The sequence below is a fragment of the Sandarakinorhabdus sp. genome, from assembly GCF_040398665.1.
Lineage (GTDB): Bacteria > Pseudomonadota > Alphaproteobacteria > Sphingomonadales > Sphingomonadaceae > Sandarakinorhabdus.
In genome coordinates this window covers 1-15,009 of record NZ_JBBATQ010000010.1, presented here as the reverse complement: position 1 = coordinate 15,009, position 15,009 = coordinate 1, and the positions used below count along the sequence as shown (strand labels likewise).

16 protein-coding genes and 1 rRNA gene are annotated in these 15,009 nt (G+C 64.9%); 13 read left to right on the top strand and 4 right to left on the bottom strand.

The genetic code is table 11. The features are described from left to right. Nucleotide 1: 1 nt before the first annotated feature. The 5 genes from ABWP22_RS12420 (at nucleotide 2) to ABWP22_RS12400 (ending at nucleotide 2,948) form a co-directional block, all read left to right on the top strand. Nucleotides 2–331 carry an RNA-binding S4 domain-containing protein gene (locus tag ABWP22_RS12420; protein ID WP_353200296.1) on the top strand — a complete coding sequence of 110 codons (330 nt, stop codon included), beginning with the start codon at nucleotides 2–4 and terminating at the stop codon, nucleotides 329–331. Nucleotides 332–377: 46 nt separating this feature from the next. Beyond that, on the top strand, nucleotides 378–716 hold the full coding sequence (fdxA, locus tag ABWP22_RS12415; protein WP_353200295.1) for a ferredoxin FdxA: 339 nt from the start codon (nucleotides 378–380) through the stop codon (nucleotides 714–716). A 423-nt stretch (nucleotides 717–1,139) separates the two neighbouring features. Continuing rightward, nucleotides 1,140–1,643: a CarD family transcriptional regulator gene (locus ABWP22_RS12410; protein WP_353200294.1), complete on the top strand. Its 504-nt coding sequence runs from the start codon at nucleotides 1,140–1,142 to the stop codon at nucleotides 1,641–1,643. Between the two features lie 29 nt (nucleotides 1,644–1,672). Further along, nucleotides 1,673–2,215 (top strand): hypothetical protein, encoded by a 543-nt coding sequence (locus tag ABWP22_RS12405; protein ID WP_353200293.1) that lies wholly within the window; start codon nucleotides 1,673–1,675, stop codon nucleotides 2,213–2,215. 55 nt (nucleotides 2,216–2,270) lie between these two features. After that, nucleotides 2,271–2,948: a head GIN domain-containing protein gene (locus tag ABWP22_RS12400; protein ID WP_353200292.1), complete on the top strand. Its 678-nt coding sequence runs from the start codon at nucleotides 2,271–2,273 to the stop codon at nucleotides 2,946–2,948. Here the strand turns inward: ABWP22_RS12400 and ABWP22_RS12395 are convergent, their stop codons facing one another. From ABWP22_RS12395 to ABWP22_RS12385, 3 genes are read right to left on the bottom strand one after another with little or no spacing between them, the layout of a single operon-like run. Then, nucleotides 2,949–3,539 (bottom strand): nitroreductase family protein, encoded by a 591-nt coding sequence (locus tag ABWP22_RS12395; protein ID WP_502951125.1) that lies wholly within the window; start codon nucleotides 3,537–3,539, stop codon nucleotides 2,949–2,951. It abuts the gene before it with no gap. Beyond that, nucleotides 3,539–4,777 carry a metal-dependent hydrolase family protein gene (locus tag ABWP22_RS12390; RefSeq protein WP_353200395.1) on the bottom strand — a complete coding sequence of 413 codons (1,239 nt, stop codon included), beginning with the start codon at nucleotides 4,775–4,777 and terminating at the stop codon, nucleotides 3,539–3,541. Before ABWP22_RS12390 ends, ABWP22_RS12395 begins: the two co-directional genes overlap by 1 nt. A 23-nt stretch (nucleotides 4,778–4,800) precedes the next feature. After that, a complete protein-coding gene (locus ABWP22_RS12385) occupies nucleotides 4,801–5,436 on the bottom strand; it encodes a LysE family translocator (RefSeq protein ID WP_353200290.1) in 636 nt (211 codons plus the stop codon). 194 nt (nucleotides 5,437–5,630) lie between these two features. Here ABWP22_RS12385 and ABWP22_RS12380 point away from each other — a divergent pair, with 194 nt between their 5' ends. The 6 genes from ABWP22_RS12380 to ABWP22_RS12355 all read left to right on the top strand — a co-directional run bounded on the left by ABWP22_RS12380 (nucleotide 5,631) and on the right by ABWP22_RS12355 (nucleotide 13,051). Then, on the top strand, nucleotides 5,631–7,388 hold the full coding sequence (locus tag ABWP22_RS12380) for a peptide MFS transporter (protein WP_353200289.1): 1,758 nt from the start codon (nucleotides 5,631–5,633) through the stop codon (nucleotides 7,386–7,388). A gap of 82 nt (nucleotides 7,389–7,470) precedes the next feature. Further along, a complete protein-coding gene (locus ABWP22_RS12375; RefSeq protein ID WP_353200288.1) occupies nucleotides 7,471–8,898 on the top strand; it encodes an amidohydrolase in 1,428 nt (475 codons plus the stop codon). Beyond that, a complete protein-coding gene (locus tag ABWP22_RS12370) occupies nucleotides 8,895–10,190 on the top strand; it encodes an amidohydrolase family protein (RefSeq protein ID WP_353200287.1) in 1,296 nt (431 codons plus the stop codon). Before ABWP22_RS12375 ends, ABWP22_RS12370 begins: the two co-directional genes overlap by 4 nt. 50 nt (nucleotides 10,191–10,240) lie before the next feature. Continuing rightward, nucleotides 10,241–10,927, top strand: a complete 687-nt coding sequence (locus ABWP22_RS12365; protein WP_353200286.1) for an NnrU family protein — start codon at nucleotides 10,241–10,243, stop codon at nucleotides 10,925–10,927. Next, nucleotides 10,924–11,739, top strand: coding sequence for an SDR family NAD(P)-dependent oxidoreductase (locus ABWP22_RS12360; protein ID WP_353200285.1), 816 nt, complete (start codon nucleotides 10,924–10,926; stop codon nucleotides 11,737–11,739). Before ABWP22_RS12365 ends, ABWP22_RS12360 begins: the two co-directional genes overlap by 4 nt. 280 nt (nucleotides 11,740–12,019) lie before the next feature. Continuing rightward, nucleotides 12,020–13,051, top strand: coding sequence for a DUF4167 domain-containing protein (locus ABWP22_RS12355; protein WP_353200284.1), 1,032 nt, complete (start codon nucleotides 12,020–12,022; stop codon nucleotides 13,049–13,051). A gap of 34 nt (nucleotides 13,052–13,085) precedes the next feature. On the opposite strand, the gene ABWP22_RS12350 is transcribed toward ABWP22_RS12355, so the two are convergent. Then, nucleotides 13,086–13,379 carry a hypothetical protein gene (locus ABWP22_RS12350; RefSeq protein ID WP_353200283.1) on the bottom strand — a complete coding sequence of 98 codons (294 nt, stop codon included), beginning with the start codon at nucleotides 13,377–13,379 and terminating at the stop codon, nucleotides 13,086–13,088. 95 nt (nucleotides 13,380–13,474) lie between these two features. On the opposite strand from ABWP22_RS12350, the gene ABWP22_RS12345 reads away from it, so the two are divergent. Both ABWP22_RS12345 and ABWP22_RS12340 read left to right on the top strand, forming a co-directional pair. Beyond that, nucleotides 13,475–13,894: a CBS domain-containing protein gene (locus ABWP22_RS12345; RefSeq protein ID WP_353200282.1), complete on the top strand. Its 420-nt coding sequence runs from the start codon at nucleotides 13,475–13,477 to the stop codon at nucleotides 13,892–13,894. A gap of 807 nt (nucleotides 13,895–14,701) precedes the next feature. Continuing rightward, nucleotides 14,702–15,009 (top strand): 16S ribosomal RNA (locus ABWP22_RS12340); the annotation flags it as partial.

The window sequence follows — 15,009 nt, the reverse complement described above, 5'->3', positions numbered from 1 at the left end:
TTTGGTCTACGGGGCAGGGCTTCGGCTCGACAAATTTCTCTGGTTCGCGCGCCTCGCGCCGAGCCGTTCTTATGCCCAGGACCTGTGTGAAAGCCGACGATTGCGCATCGATGGCCGCGTTGTCGAGCGTGCTTCGGCGCTGGTGCGCGCCGGCAGCGTGCTGAGCTGGCCACGCGGTGACGAGATCATCGTGGTGCGGGTGGAAGCCATTCCCGACCGGCGCGGGCCCTATGTTGAGGCGCGGGAATATTATACCGATCTGACGCCGGATCGCGGCCACAGGGACGGCGGGCAACTTGCCCTCTTGCCAGAAGGCTTTGCGGTCGCTTAAGGCCCGCGATGAACCATACGGGACAGATCCCGACCAGGGGAGATTTATGGCTTACATCGTCACCGAAGCATGCATCAAATGCAAATATATGGACTGCGTGGAAGTGTGTCCGGTGGACTGCTTCTATGAAGGGGAGACCATGGTGGTCATCAACCCCAGCGAGTGCATCGATTGCGGCGTGTGCGAACCGGAATGCCCGGCCGAAGCCATCCTGCCCGATACCGAAGGCGGCCTGGAAAAGTGGATGGAACTGAACGCCACCTTTGCGGCGCAGTGGCCCAATATCACCATGAAGGGCGAAACCCCGGACGACGCCGATTCGCACAAGGGCGAAGAAGGCAAGTTCGAGAAGTATTTCACGGACGCCCCGGGCACCGGATCATAAGCGCGCCCTGCATCGGTTCGTAACTTGGGTGCCCCCGCGGGGTTTCGGCCACGAGATCCCGCGAACCGGCTGCGAAGCGATGCCAAACGGCCATTATTCCACGGACATTGGCGCCAAAATCTGCTGATACGGGCGGCTGGATACGCCCAATCGCCGCGCATGGACGCTTTTGTCACGCCGTTGTGGCATTTGTGACCAGTTTCTGATACAGATGGCAAATGGTTGTTGGTCAACGCCGCAACCTATCGCCGGTTCCGTCATCACCGCGCCCACCTGCCGGGCGGATGCCGGGCCACGGTCTGGAACAAAGGCAGGCAGTCAGCACGATCGGCCAACCGCACGAAGCCGCAACCGCTGGTGAACATATCCAGCGTTGTCCGTGATTTGGCCCGGCTGCCGCGTAGAACAAAAGGACATGGATCAATGGCACTTGCCAAACCGCTCGGTTTCGAAGTCGGCGACTATGTTGTGTATCCCAAGCATGGCGTTGGCCGTGTCGTGGAGATCCAGCATCAGGAAATCGCCGGCGTCGCGCTCGATCTGTTCGTGTTGCGCTTCGAAAAGGAGCGGATGACACTGCGGGTGCCGATGAACAAGGTCGAAAGCGTCGGCATGCGCAAGCTGTCGAGCCAGGCGACCATGAACGAAGCGCTGACCACCCTGAAGGGGCGTCCGCGCATCAAGCGCACCATGTGGTCGCGCCGCGCCCAGGAATATGAAGCCAAGATCAATAGCGGCGATCTGGTGAGCATCGCCGAAGTGGTGCGCGATCTGCACCGCGCCGAAGATCAGCCGGAGCAAAGCTATTCGGAGCGGCAGATCTACGAAGCGGCCATCGGCCGTCTGGCGCGCGAACTGGCGGCGATGGAAAACATCGATGAGCCGGCCGCACAGCAAAAGATCGAACAGGTGCTCAAAGCCGCCTGATCCGATTGCTGATCTGATCAGCCCCGGCATTGCCCAGCAAATTGCTCTGGTTCCAGGCGTTCAAGGCCGCAGTCTATGCGGCCTTGCTGGCCAATGTCGGCCTGTTCATCTTTGCCGCGGGCGACGTGTTGGCGCCCAAGGCCGTGGACCAGATCGGCTGGATCATCATTCTGGGCGTGTTCGAATGGGAAACCGCACGCTTGCCGCCGGGCGAGGCGCTCACCCGCATCAGCCGGCCGGCCTTGGCTTGCGAACTGGTTGGTTATGCTTGCGCACTTTTCGCCCTGTCGCACTATATCGACATCAGCGATCCGGTGGAGATCGCCAATGCGGTGGCATGGCTCGGCATTTCGGCGCTGATCTGGGTGGATCTATTCTACCCGCGCGGCTCGCGCGGGCTCAGCCGATCGACGCTGCGCTGGATCTTGTATCTCATCACCTTCGTCTGCGCGGTGCTGTGGTGGATCGAAGGCGCCTGGCTGGATTTCTGGGACGGCGCGATCTGGATCATCTGCTTTTTCGTGATTGAAATCAATATTTTCGGTCTGGAATTCGCACGCGTGAAACGCTGACTTGCGCGGATTGATTCGTCGTGTATTATTCAGATAATACACGAAGGAGCCCGCCATGATCCGTACCGCCTTGCTGCTCGCCGTTGCTGCCACCGTCGCGACCCCGGCGCTTGCCGAACAGCGACGCTTTGCGTTGACCGGCTTTGACCGGATCGCCGTGGCGGGCAGCGACAATGTCACCGTGAAACAAGGCGGTTTCGCGGTGGCGGCCGACGGGGCGGCCAGCGATCTCGACAAGCTCGACATCAAAGTGGAAGGCGGCGTGCTGAAGATCGGCCGCAAGCGTGGCCAGTGGGGCTGGGGCGGCAAGGATGTGCAGGTGTCGGTGACGCTGCCGGCGCTGCACGGCCTGGTGATCGCCGGTTCGGCCGATGTGATCGCCGATCGCGGCGGCGGAGACCAGTTCGGCCTGAAGATCAGCGGTTCGGGCAATGCCAGGATCGCCAATCTCGATACCAAGACGGCCGACATCGCCATTTCCGGCAGCGGGGATGTGGTCGCGGCCGGCCGCTGCGGCGCACTCAACCTGCGCGTGGCGGGCAGCGGCAATGCCGATGCGTCAGCCCTGCGCTGCACCAATGCCGCGATCAGTGTCGCCGGATCGGGCGACGTCAGCGCCCATGTGTCGGGTCAGGCCACTGTGAACGTGGCCGGATCGGGCGATGTCACGGTCACCGGCGGCGGCCGTTGCTCCAAGAAGGTCGCCGGCAGCGGCGCGGTGCGCTGCAGCTGATCAACCGATAGATTCGGGGGGCCAACGGCTGATGACGGCGGCCGGATCGGGCCGCGGCCGCTCTTCCAGCGGCCGCGCCTGGCTGCCGATGAAGAAGAATCCCGCAATGCGTTCCGGCGCCGCGCCGCCCAGCAGCGTCAGCACGGCGGCATCATAGGCGGCCCAGCCGGTCAGCCAATTTCCGACAAAACCCTGTGCATGCGCCGCCAGCAGCAGATTCTGGCAGGCCGCACCCACCGAAAGCTCCTGTTCCCACAGTGGAATATGGCTGGGCTTCGGGCTGGACAGCACCACAACCAGGCACGGCGCCTGCGTGCCGAACTGCGCCACCGCTTCCAGCTCCAGCCGGCCGGCATCAGGCTTGCCGGCCTGATAGATGCGCAGCAGTGCTTCCGAAAACGCCGCACGATCCGCGATGACGACGAAGCGCCACGGATTGAGCTTGCCATGGTCCGGCACCCGCGATGCGGCGTGCAGGATGGCCGCCAGTTGGGCGGCATCGGGGCCGGGTTCCGCCATTTCGCGCGCCTTGCCGGATCGGCGGGTGGCGAGCAGGCTGGCCGTGCTGCTGCGATCGTTGAACCCGTCCATCATTGTGCTGCCTTCACCACAACGCCGCCCTTCATCACGAAGCCGACCCGCGTCACCGCGTTCAAGTCGGCGACCGGATTGCCCGGCACCGCCACCAGATCGGCGAACAGCCCGGCCGCAACCCGGCCGCGATCCGCCAGACCGAACCAGCGCGCGTTGCCGGCGGTCGCGGCAAACAGCACGTCGCGGTTCGGCATGCCGGCCTTGGCCATCAGCAGCATTTCGCGCGCGTTGGTGCCATGGGCATAAACCCCGACATCGCCGCCCATGCAGATCGGCACGCCGGCTTTCATCGCCAGCGCAAACGCGACGCGATCTTCCTGCACGCTGGGCGGGGCCGGCTCCTGACCGTTCCAGCCGGTGTAACGCGCGATGGCATCGCCGGCCGCCAGCGTGGGGCACAGCGCGGTCTTGTTCTTCGCCATCAGCGCGAACACGTCCGCCGTGCCTTCGCTGCCATGTTCGATCACGTCCACCCCGGCCATCGTGGCGCGGCGCATGGCTTCGGCCGTATTGGCGTGCACCGCCACCGGCCGGCCGGCATCGTGGGCGGCGGCGACCGCAGCCGCGATCTCGGCCTGACTATAGGTCGGCCGGCTGCCTTCGCCGGGCCGCCAGCGATAATCGCCATAGAGCTTCACCACATCGGCCCCGGCGCCGATCTGCCGGCGCACGGCGCTGACCAGATTCGGCCCGTCGGCCTCCTCGGCACCCTGCGGCACGTGCCATGCATCATTCTTGGGCGCGTAACTACCCGATGCCACCAGCGCGCGGGTGGCGACGATCATGCGCGGGCCGGGGATATGCCCCTCGTTGATCGCACGCTTCAGCCCGACATCGGCAGTGCCGGCGCCTTCGCTGCCCAGATCGCGCACTGTGGTGAAGCCGGCCATCAATGTGTCGCGCGCATGCACGGTGGCGCGCGCCACCCGATAGGCCTCGCTCTCCTTCAGCACCTGATCGTCCCACGGCGTCTTGTCATAAGGGTGCAGCAACAGATGGCTGTGCCCTTCGATCATGCCGGGCATCAAGCTATGGCCGGGCAGGGCAATGCGGGTGGCATCGGCCGGCACATTCAACGCCGGGCCAGCCGCGACGATCTTCGTGCCATCCACCAGCACCTGCCAGCCTTCGTGCATCGCCTCGCCATCGAACACCCGATCGGGCACCAGCAACACCGGGGCTGCCATGGTGGGCAACGGCAGCAGGGCCAGCAGTGCAGCAAGGGCGCGACGCATCATGTGTCTCCGATCGAGCAAAATCAGGCGGTGCGGCGCGAGAGCGCCACATAGGCGGATAATCCCAACAGCAGGCCGCCGACCAGCCTGGCCATGGCAGTTGCCGTGCCCCCGCTGCGGCCCAGCACCACCACCAGCCGCTGCGCCGCCAGGATGATAGGGATATCGATCATCACCATGATCACCACGATTACGCCGCCCAGGATCAGCATCTGCCCGGCCACCGGGCCCAGGGCCGGCGAGGCGAATTGTGGCAGGAACGACAGCGTGAACAGCGCGGCCTTGGGGTTGAGCAGATTGGTCAGCACGCCCTGCCGATAGACCACCAGCAGCGATGGCTGGCCGGCGCGGCCGATGGGCGCAAGGCTTTGGCGCTCGGTGAGGAACTGGAACCCCAGCCAGGCCAGATAGGCTGCACCGGCATAGCGCACGATATCATAGGCCAGCGATGACGTGGCCAGCACGGCCGATGCCCCGATGGCCGCGCCGATCACCTGCAGATAGGCGCCGGTTGCCACCCCCAGCATGGCGCTCAAGCCGGCACGGCGGCCACCCCCCAGGCTGTTGGCGATCACCAGGATCATATCCGGTCCCGGAATGATCATCAGCAACAGCACCGCCGACACGAATACCGGCAACAGGTTGACATCGATCGGCATGGCGGCGCCCTCCCTTGTCTCGGCGGCGTTGCCGCTCGCGGTCGCAAAGGCAACGCATGGCATCACCGCGCCGGCTTGGCCAGAGGCGAGGAATGGGGCCGGGGTGTTGACCGCTTGGCGGATGCCCTGCCGCCGGCTATCACCGTGGCAAGCACAGCGCGCGCCGGGCCTGCGGCGCGCCAGGGAGAATTGAATTGAGCGAAAATGCCGCTGCCGCCGTGGCCGACACCCGCCCGCAATGGTTCGGCCACCCGGCGCAACTGGCGCGGCTGTTCACCACCGAAGCCATGGAACGCTTCGGCTATTATGGCATGCGGGCGCTGCTCACCCTCTATCTCGCCAATCATTTCCTGTTTTCCGATACCACCGTCACCGGCCTCTATGGCGGCTTCACCGCACTGGTCTATCTCACCCCGCTGGTCGGCGGCTTGCTGGCCGATCGCTATCTGGGATCGAAGAAGGCGGTGAAGTTCGGCGCCATCCTGATGGCGGCTGGCTATTTCACCCTGTGTTTCGGCGGCGAGACGGCCAAGCCCTTCGCCAAGTTCGATGGCCAGCAATATGCGGTGAGCATCGAGAAGATCGGCAACGACCAGTCGCAGTTCGTCACGCTCAATGGCCAGAAGCTCCAGATCAAGGGCAATGAGGATGGCAGCGTCTCGCTGAACGCCAGCGACGGCCGTGAAGCGCGCCGCATTGCCAAGGGCGGCTTCGAAGCCGGCGGGACGCGCGACGCGCTGTTCGTCACCATCATGCTGATCGGCCTGTCGGCGGTCACCATCGGCAATGGCTTCTTCAAACCCAATATCTCGACGATGGTCGGCAGCCTTTATGCCAAGGGCGATCCGCGCCGCGATGCCGGCTTCACCATCTTCTACATGGGCATCAACATCGGCTCGCTGGGCAGCCAGTTGGCCTGTCCGGTCCTCGCCGATGCCTATGGCTGGTGGGCCGGGTTCCTGCTCGCCGCGCTGGGCATGGCATTGAGCTGGTTCCTCATCCAGTTCGCCGGGCCAAAGCTCGATGGCTATGGCGATCCGCCGCCCGGCGCCGCCAATCGCGACATTCCCATCTATCTGGGCGCGATCGCCTTCGTGCCGTTGGTGTGGTTCCTGTTCACCAATCTGATGGCGGCGCCGCCGCCGGTCGCCGGCGAAGGCTTTCTGGGCTATCTCGCCGGCCTGCCGATCCTGGGCAAGGTGCTGTTCGGTACCTTCCTCGCCTGTGTTGTCGGCATCCCGATCTGGTCGATCATGGTCGGCAACCGCGCCGAATGGCAGATGATGCTGGCCGCCATCATCCTGATCGTCTTCAACGTGGTGTTCTGGACGCTGTTCGAACAGGCCGGATCGAGCCTGACGCTGTTTGCCGCGCGCAACACCGAATTGTCGATCTTCGGCGTGCCGATCTCGGCCGGGCAGACGCAATTCTTCAACGCCTTCTTCATCGTCACGCTGGCGCCCTTGTTCAGCCTGTTGTGGCAGGCGCTGGGCCGGCGCGGGCTGGAACCGGGCATTCCGGTGAAGTTCGGCATGGCCTTGGTTGGCGTTGGCGGCGGTTTCCTGTTCCTGGTGTGGGGCACGCAGTTTGTCGGCCCGGAATTCAAGGTGGGCATCTGGTGGCTGGCCGGCCTGTATTTCATCCATTCCGCGGCCGAGTTGATGATCTCGCCGGTCGGCCTGTCGATGGTGACCAAGCTGTCGATTGCCCGCATCGTCGGGCTGATGATGGGCCTGTGGTTTGTCTCCATCGCCTGCGCGCAATATGTTGGCGGGCTGGTGGCGCAGGTCGCCAGCGTCGAGACGGTTGGTGGGCAGGTGACCAACCTCAAGGTCAGCCTCGATACCTATGCCGGCGTGTTCCAGACCATCGGGCTCGCCTCTGCGGCGATCGGTGGTGTGCTGCTGCTGATTGCGCCCCTGCTGAAGAAGCTCATGCACGGGGTGAAGTGATCGGCGCAAAGCAGGGGTTAATGCAGGGGTTGCGGCCATGGCCCTGTTGGCCCAGCATGACGCCAACAGGGGAGAATGGTTGATGAAGTCGAGTTATCTGCTGGCGGCGGCAGCAACAGCCTTGGCGCTGGCCACGGCCGCGTCCGCCAAGGACAAGCCAGCCGAAACCCCGTCGCCGCCGCCTGAGGTCATCCGGGTCGGCAAGGACCCGTTCCCCAGCCAGTACAAGCCCTACCCCGGCGTGACGACGGTGATCCGTGGCGCCACCATCTATGACGGCGCCGGGCGGCGTATCGACAATGGCATGATCCGCATCGAAGGCGGCAAGATTGCCGAAATCGGCGCCAGCGTTGCCGTGCCGGCCGACGCCAAGTTGATCGAGGCGGCGGGCAAATATGTCACCGCCGGCATCATCGATATCCACAGCCATTTGGGCGTCTATCCCAGCCCCGGCGTGCAGGCGCACAGCGACGGCAATGAAGCCACCAGCCCGGCGCGCCCGGAAGTGTGGGCCGAACACAGCGTGTGGCCGCAGGACCCCGGCTTCAGCCGCGCGCTCGCCGGCGGCATCACCGCACTGCATGTGCTGCCCGGATCGGCCAATCTGTTCGGCGGGCGCGGCACCACATTGAAGCCCGTCTATGGCCGCAGCGTGCAGGAAATGAAGTTTCCCGGTGCGCCCTACAGCTTGAAGATGGCCTGCGGCGAGAACCCCAAGCGTGTCTACGGCAGCCGCAACCAGCTGCCCTCTACCCGCATGGGCAATATCGCCTATGCCCGCCAGCTGTGGTCCGATGCGGTCACCTATAAACGCCGCTGGGATGATTATACCAAGCGCGCCGAGGCCGGCGCCGCCAAGCCCGGCGACGCGCCGCGCCGCGAGTTGGCGCTGGACACGCTGGCCGGCGTGCTGTCGGGCGAGATCCTGGTGCAGAACCACTGCTACCGCGCCGATGAAATGGCGAACGTGATCAGCATGAGCCACGAGTTCGGATACAAGGTGACGGCGTTCCACCACGCGGTCGAAAGCTACAAGATTGCCGACATGTTGAAAGCCGAAGGCATCTGCTCGGCGATGTGGGCGGATTGGTATGGCTTCAAGATGGAAAGCTATGACGGCATCCGCGAGAATATCGCGCTGGTGAATGCCGCCGGCGCCTGCGCCATCGTGCACAGCGATGATGCCAACGGCATCCAGCGCCTGAACCAGGAGGCCGCCAAGGCCATCGCCGCCGGCCGCCGGCTGGGGCTGCCGATCGCACCGGAACTGGCATGGACCTGGCTGTCGCTGAACCCGGCCAAGGGGTTGGGCATTGGCGACCGCACCGGCAGCCTCGAGGTCGGCAAGGCCGCCGATGTCGTGCTGTGGTCGGCCGAACCGTTCAGTGTCTATTCGCGGCCGATGAATGTCTGGATTGATGGCGCGCTGATGTATGATTGGGGCGATCCCAAACGCCGGCCCATTGCCGATTTCGAGCTGGGCCAACCCGGCGCAGGGGATGTGAAATGAAGCGGCTTGCCATCCTGGCCTTGCTGGCGAGTGCGCCCGCATTCGCCGCCCCCATCGCCATCACCGGCGCCACGGCACTCACTGCCCGCGGTGAGGAAGTGATCCGCAACGCCACCATCATCATCGATGCTGGCCGCATCACCGCCATCGGTGCTGGCCTGCCCGTGCCGGCTGGCGCGACGGTGATTGATGCCAAGGGCCTGCCGGTCACCCCCGGCATCGTCGCGGTGCCCAGCGATCTCGGCCTCACCGAGGTCGGCGGCGTGCGCGAAACCAACGATGGCAGTGCCCGCACCTCGCCCTATTCGGCGGCGCTGGACATGGCGGGGGCCATCAACCCGGCCTCGCTGCACTTTGCCATCTATCGCATGGCCGGCGTCACCCGCGCTGCCGCGGTGCCCGATGCCGGCAACGCGGTGTTCGGCGGGCAGGGTGCGCTGCTCAGCCTGGCGGCCAGCGGCCCGACCGTTACCCGCGCGCGGGCCTTTCAATATGTGGAACTGGGGGAGGCCGGCGCCCAGCTTGCCGGCGGTTCGCGTCCGGCGGCCTATGCGCAGCTTTTGGGCCTGCTCGATGCCGCCAAGCGGCTGGCGGCCAATCCGGCAGCGACCGTGGGCGGCGAGGATTCGGGCTCCTTGACGAAGCGCCGCGATGTTGAGGCGTTGTTGCCGGTGATTGCCGGCACCCAAGCCCTGATGGTGCACGTCGAACGCGCCGCCGACATCATCGAGGTGCTGAAACTGAAGGCGCGTTATCCGGCGCTGCGGCCGGTGCTGGTCGGTGCGCGCGAAGCCTGGCTGGTGGCGGCCCAGATTGCCCGCGCCGGGGTGCCGGTGATCACCCACAGTCTTTATGATCTGCCCGACGATTTCGAAGGACTGGCGGCCTCGCGCAACAATGTTGGCGTATTGCAGGCGGCGGGCGTCACCGTGGTGCTGGGGCCGCTGGGCGGTATCGGCGGCACCACGCCGGTCAATCTGCCGGGCTATGCCGGCAATGCCGTGGCGCAGGGGTTGATCCCCGGCGGCAAGGGGCTGACCAGGGCGCAGGCGCTGGCAAGCATCACCGCCAATCCGGCGCGCGTGCTCGGCCTGTCCGACACCGGCACGCTGGAGGTGGGCAAGCGCGCCGATGTCGTGCTGTGGGATGGCGATCCGCTGGAATTGACCAGCTCGCCGACCAATGTCTGGATCGATGGCGTGGCGCAGTCGCTGACCAGTCGGCAGACCGAACTGGCGCAGCGCTACAAGACGCTTGGCCGCACCGATCTGCCGTTGCAGTATCCGCAGTGAAGGCTGTGGCCGATTGAACGGCGATCGAACGGCGGCAGGGGGAGAATATCGTGTCGGATCTGGTGCTGCTTAGCCTGTTGGTCGGGGCGTTTGTCCTGACCCATGAACTGCTCGCACACCCGCTGCGCGCACCCCTGGTGGCGCGGCTGGGCGCGGGCGGCTTTGCTGTCGTGTATTCGTTGGTGGCGATCGCCACGCTGGGCGCCGCCGTGCAATTGTGGCGGCAGATTCCCAAGGCGCGACTGTGGGACACGCCGGCTTGGGCCTATGGGCCAGCGCTGGTCGCCATGCTGATCGCCTTCATCCTGTTTGTCGGTTCGGTCACGGCGCCCAACCCGTCGATGATGCCGGGCGTGAAGGGTGAACCAAAGGGCATGCAGCGCATCACCCGCCATCCGATGATGTGGAGCTTCGTGATCTGGGCCGGGGTGCATATGGTGATGACCGCCGATCCGCGCACCATCATCCTGGCCAGCGGCATCGCGGCCTTGGCGTTGATCGGCACGGTGATGCAGGATGTGAAGAAGCAGGGGCAGGACAGCAATTACGCTGCCCATATGGCACGCACCAGCCATGTGCCGTTCGCGGCCATTCTGGGTGGCCGCCAGCCGGCCAGCGCGCTGTGGCCCGGCCTGGTGCCGATGCTGGGCGGGGCGGCGGCGTGGTTCCTGTTTCTGGGCTGGGGCCACACATGGTTGATCGGCGTTCCCGCCGCAGGTTGGAGCTACATGCAATGACAGTCTCTGGGAGCAAGGTTTCGGGCAAGACGATCTGGATCACCGGTGCGTCGTCGGGCATCGGCAAGGGGTTGGCGCTGGCGCTGGCCGCCCAAGGTGCGCGGTTGGTGCTTTCGGGGCGCAACCATGATGCGCTGACGGCGGTAGCCGCCGATTGCCCCGGCGCGCTTGTTGAAGCGTTCGAAGCCACCGATCTGGAGTCGCTGCCGGGAATCGCGGCGCGGGTAGAGGCCGCGACAGGCGGTATCGACTGGCTGGTCAACAATGCCGGCATCTCGCAGCGCAGCCTGGCGCTGGATACGGATTTCAGCGTCTATCGCACCATGCTGGAAGTGGATTTCTTCGCGCCGTTGCGGCTGACGCAATTGGTGCTGCCGGGGATGGTGGCGCGCCGATCGGGGCGAATCATCAACAACGCCTCGGTGGCCGGCAAGGTCGGATCGCCGCTGCGCACCGGTTATTGCGCGGCCAAGCATGCGCTGGTCGGCTGGTCAGACGCGCTGCGCGCCGAAATCGCGCAATATGATGTGCAGGTGCATGTGCTCACCCCCGGCTTTGTCGCCACCGGTATCGCCGCCAATGCGCTGCGCGGCGATGGCAGCCAGAAGGGTGCCGGTGATGATCCGGTGAACGATGGCATTTCGATCCACGAAGCGGCGCAGCAGATCATCGCCGGCATCCTGGCCGATTCGCCGGAAATCCCGGTCGGCCGCGACGGCGCGCCGGAAATGCAGTTGCTCGATCTGAAGCGCCACAACCCGGAAGGCTGTTTCCTGGCCATGGCGGGGATGGCGCCCAAGGTGGCGCGCTGATCGCGGCGGCGGCGGACGTGCGTCGTTTTTCCCTTGGCGGATGGCGCTGGCACGGCTAAGGCCCGATCAGGCAGCCGTCGCATCAGATGCAGCAGGCCCGCCTTCGCACATGTGTAACCGGGCTGTTGGGGCTTCCGAGCCCTTGGCCACGGAACCGCAGGCGGGCACAACCGCAGACCCGGCTTGACGCCGGCGTTTGTTGGCAAGTGCAAGGCACTGAAGTTCACCCACAGCGGGCCCAGGTGGGGCCACGGCCGGGCCAGGAACGAGGATCGCGATCTTGATCAGAAACAACCAGCGCCGGCGTCGGGGTGGCAGCAACAATGGCCCACGCCCGCAGCAAATGGCTGGTGGCAACAATTATGGCCCGCGGCTCGACAATCGCCAGCGCGGCAACGCCACCCAGTTGCTGGAAAAATATCGGGCGCTGGCGCGTGATGCGCAACAGGCCGGTGATCGCGTGACCGCCGAATATTATTTGCAATATGCCGAACATTATTTCCGGCTGCTTGGCGATTATCGTGATCGCCAGCCTGACGCGCGCCGCGGCCGCGACGGTTATGATGATGATGGCCTGGACGGCGATGGTGACGGTGACACCATCGACGATGGCCGCGACGATGTGGATGATCGCGGTTCGCGCCGCGATGACGCCCGCCGCGATGAAGAACGCAACAATGATCGCCCGCCGGAACGGATGCGCGATGAGCGCCCGCAGGAGCGGCAGCGCGACGACCGCCCGCGTGAAGACAGGCAGCGTGAGGATCGGCCCCGGGAAGACCGGCCCCGGGAAGACCGGCAACGCGATGACCGTCCGCGCGGCGATCGGCAGCGCATCGAGCGTCCGCAGGATGACCGGCAGGATCGGCCACGCGCCGCGCGCCCAGCCGAAGATCGGCCCCGTGAGGATCGCCCCCGTGAAGAGCGTGCCCGCGACGAACGCCCCAACGATGATGCCAATCGCAACCGCCGTGATTGGCAACGCGACCGCCGCGACCGTCGGCCGGAGCGGGACGAGGCGCCGCGCGCCGGCAACGACGCCGAAGCCATCGATGATCGCGAATCGCTGCTGCAGGCCTTGCCACCATCGGTGTCGCGTGCCGAACCCGTGCGCAGCCCCGCCCGTGAAGACGACCGCCGCCTGTCGTTGAGGCATGCCGAGGCCGAGCCGGCCGCTGTTCCGGCGCCGGCGCCAGCGCCAGAACTGCTGCCAGTGGCTGCGATTGCCGACGAACCAGCCGAAGTCGCAGCGCCGAAGCGCCGTGGCCGCCCGCGCAAAGTGGTTGCCGATGTGGAACCGGCCGCAGAATGAGCCGGGCCTGAGCCGAATCGCCGCGAAGCCTGCGTCAGTCGTCGGCTTCGCGGCGATCGACCGATTCGTCGTGGCCTGATCGGCTCGATACGAACACCAGGCCCATCAGCGCGCCGGTGAGCAGCAGGGTGCCGGCCACACCCACCGATACCGCCAGATAGAGTTCCCAGCGCGCCGGCGCGCCGCTGGCCTGCAGCCACGTCAGCGCCGCTGCCACCGCAGCGACCGCCAGGCCGCCGGTTATGGCCATCAATCGCTTGAAGGGCCGCCAGACCGATGTCTGGGCACTTCTGGCCTGCGGTTCGGCCCCGCCGTTATCGATTGTCACTGATCTTTTGCCTTCCTGGCCGGATGGGCGCATCCTCGGCCCGGATCACAAGCCCACGGCGCGTGCATACTGCGCCAATCACGGGGAGGCGAATCATGATCGGTTCGATTCTGGTCGACAAGAAGCCGCTGGTCAGCGTCGGCCCTGATGCCACCATCACCCAGATCGCGGCCTTGCTGCATGAACACCGGATCGGCGCGGTGCTGGTGATGGATGGCGATACCATTGCTGGCCTGGTCAGTGAGCGGGACATCTGCCGTTGCCTGCATGTCCATGGCGCCGGTGTGCATGATGTGTGCGCGCGGGAGATCATGACCGCTCCCGTGGTGGTCACCGAATCGCGGACCAGCGTGGCAGAAGCGATGGCCATCATGACCGACCGGCGATTCCGGCATTTGCCCGTAGTGGACGATGGCAAGCTGTTGGGCCTGGTGTCGATCGGCGATCTGGTGAAGCGCCGGATCGAGGACGCCGAGGCAGAGGCCGATTCCCTCAAACACTATATCGCCAGCTGATCCCACCGGCGCCGGGCAGGGACATGCCCGGGATTCGGGGCCCGTCTGCGGTGCCAGGGGAGCAATCGACGCGATTCTGCGGGGCAAGGGCGATTCCCGAAGCCGGCTTCAACCATATTGCGGGCCATTCGTTCCGCCGATTCGGCGAAAATGCATCCCTTGGAGGGTCGCAACCCCATCCCCAGACAGGGCGCTACACAGGGAACGAGTTCGCTTCTTCCAAGGATGGGACAGAAAATTTCACAAGAATGCAAAAAACGCCTTGCCAGTCCGGGGGTCCGCCCATAGAGGAGCGCTCCCGGCCGACGAGAACCAGCGGTTCCCGCCGAAAGCCAAGACAGCAGCGATGGTCGCCTTGACCCACCAAAAAGTGGGCAGACAATCATTGCGGTGCCGGGAATTTCGGACCTTCCGAGCAATCGGAAAGAAAACGAAAAAAGTTGTTGACGGAGAGTTCAGAGCGGACCATAAGCCGCCTCCGTCGCCGACGACGAACCCACCGCCCTCAACTGGGCAAAGCGTTCGCCGCCGACATCGAACAAGACACCGGTCAGGAACCTGGGCAACCAGGGGATAGGCAGTTGCCGCTCTTTCTCATCGTAGGTTGAAATGAAGGGACATGTGGGCGGCGGTCCACGGTTCGGGGGTTCAGGCTCCGGATACCGTGGTTAAACCGAAGCTTATATGTCTCAATACCACAAAGCACACCGGCTTTTTGCCGGTACGTTAGTGATGTTGTGCAGACAGAATAAGCTCCTGAACGAACGGTCAGTTGCAAACGGTTTTCCCCGTAGCAACTGGTCGCATGAACTTGAGAGTTTGATCCTGGCTCAGAACGAACGCTGGCGGCATGCCTAACACATGCAAGTCGAACGAAGCCTTCGGGCTTAGTGGCGCACGGGTGCGTAACGCGTGGGAATCTGCCCTTAGGTACGGAATAACAGTGAGAAATTACTGCTAATACCGTATGATGTCTTCGGACCAAAGATTTATCGCCTAGGGATGAGCCCGCGTAGGATTAGCTAGTTGGTGAGGTAAAGGCTCACCAAGGCTACGATCCTTAGCTGGTCTGAGAGGATGATCAGCCACACTGGGACTGAGACACGGCCCAGACT

What these genes read in the sequence shown, in the direction of transcription:
- ABWP22_RS12410 (WP_353200294.1), top strand. Translation starts at nt 1,140, where the DNA reads ATGGCACTTGCCAAACCGCTCGGTTTCGAAGTCGGCGACTATGTTGTG.
- ABWP22_RS12385 (WP_353200290.1), bottom strand. Translation starts at nt 5,436, where the DNA reads ATGCCGATCGATGTCAACCTGTTGCCGGTATTCGTGTCGGCGGTGCTG.
- ABWP22_RS12360 (WP_353200285.1), top strand. Translation starts at nt 10,924, where the DNA reads ATGACAGTCTCTGGGAGCAAGGTTTCGGGCAAGACGATCTGGATCACC.
- ABWP22_RS12390 (WP_353200395.1), bottom strand. Translation starts at nt 4,777, where the DNA reads ATGCGTCGCGCCCTTGCTGCACTGCTGGCCCTGCTGCCGTTGCCCACC.
- ABWP22_RS12370 (WP_353200287.1), top strand. Translation starts at nt 8,895, where the DNA reads ATGAAGCGGCTTGCCATCCTGGCCTTGCTGGCGAGTGCGCCCGCATTC.
- ABWP22_RS12345 (WP_353200282.1), top strand. Translation starts at nt 13,475, where the DNA reads ATGATCGGTTCGATTCTGGTCGACAAGAAGCCGCTGGTCAGCGTCGGC.
- fdxA (WP_353200295.1), top strand. Translation starts at nt 378, where the DNA reads ATGGCTTACATCGTCACCGAAGCATGCATCAAATGCAAATATATGGAC.
- ABWP22_RS12375 (WP_353200288.1), top strand. Translation starts at nt 7,471, where the DNA reads ATGAAGTCGAGTTATCTGCTGGCGGCGGCAGCAACAGCCTTGGCGCTG.
- ABWP22_RS12400 (WP_353200292.1), top strand. Translation starts at nt 2,271, where the DNA reads ATGATCCGTACCGCCTTGCTGCTCGCCGTTGCTGCCACCGTCGCGACC.
- ABWP22_RS12395 (WP_502951125.1), bottom strand. Translation starts at nt 3,539, where the DNA reads ATGGACGGGTTCAACGATCGCAGCAGCACGGCCAGCCTGCTCGCCACC.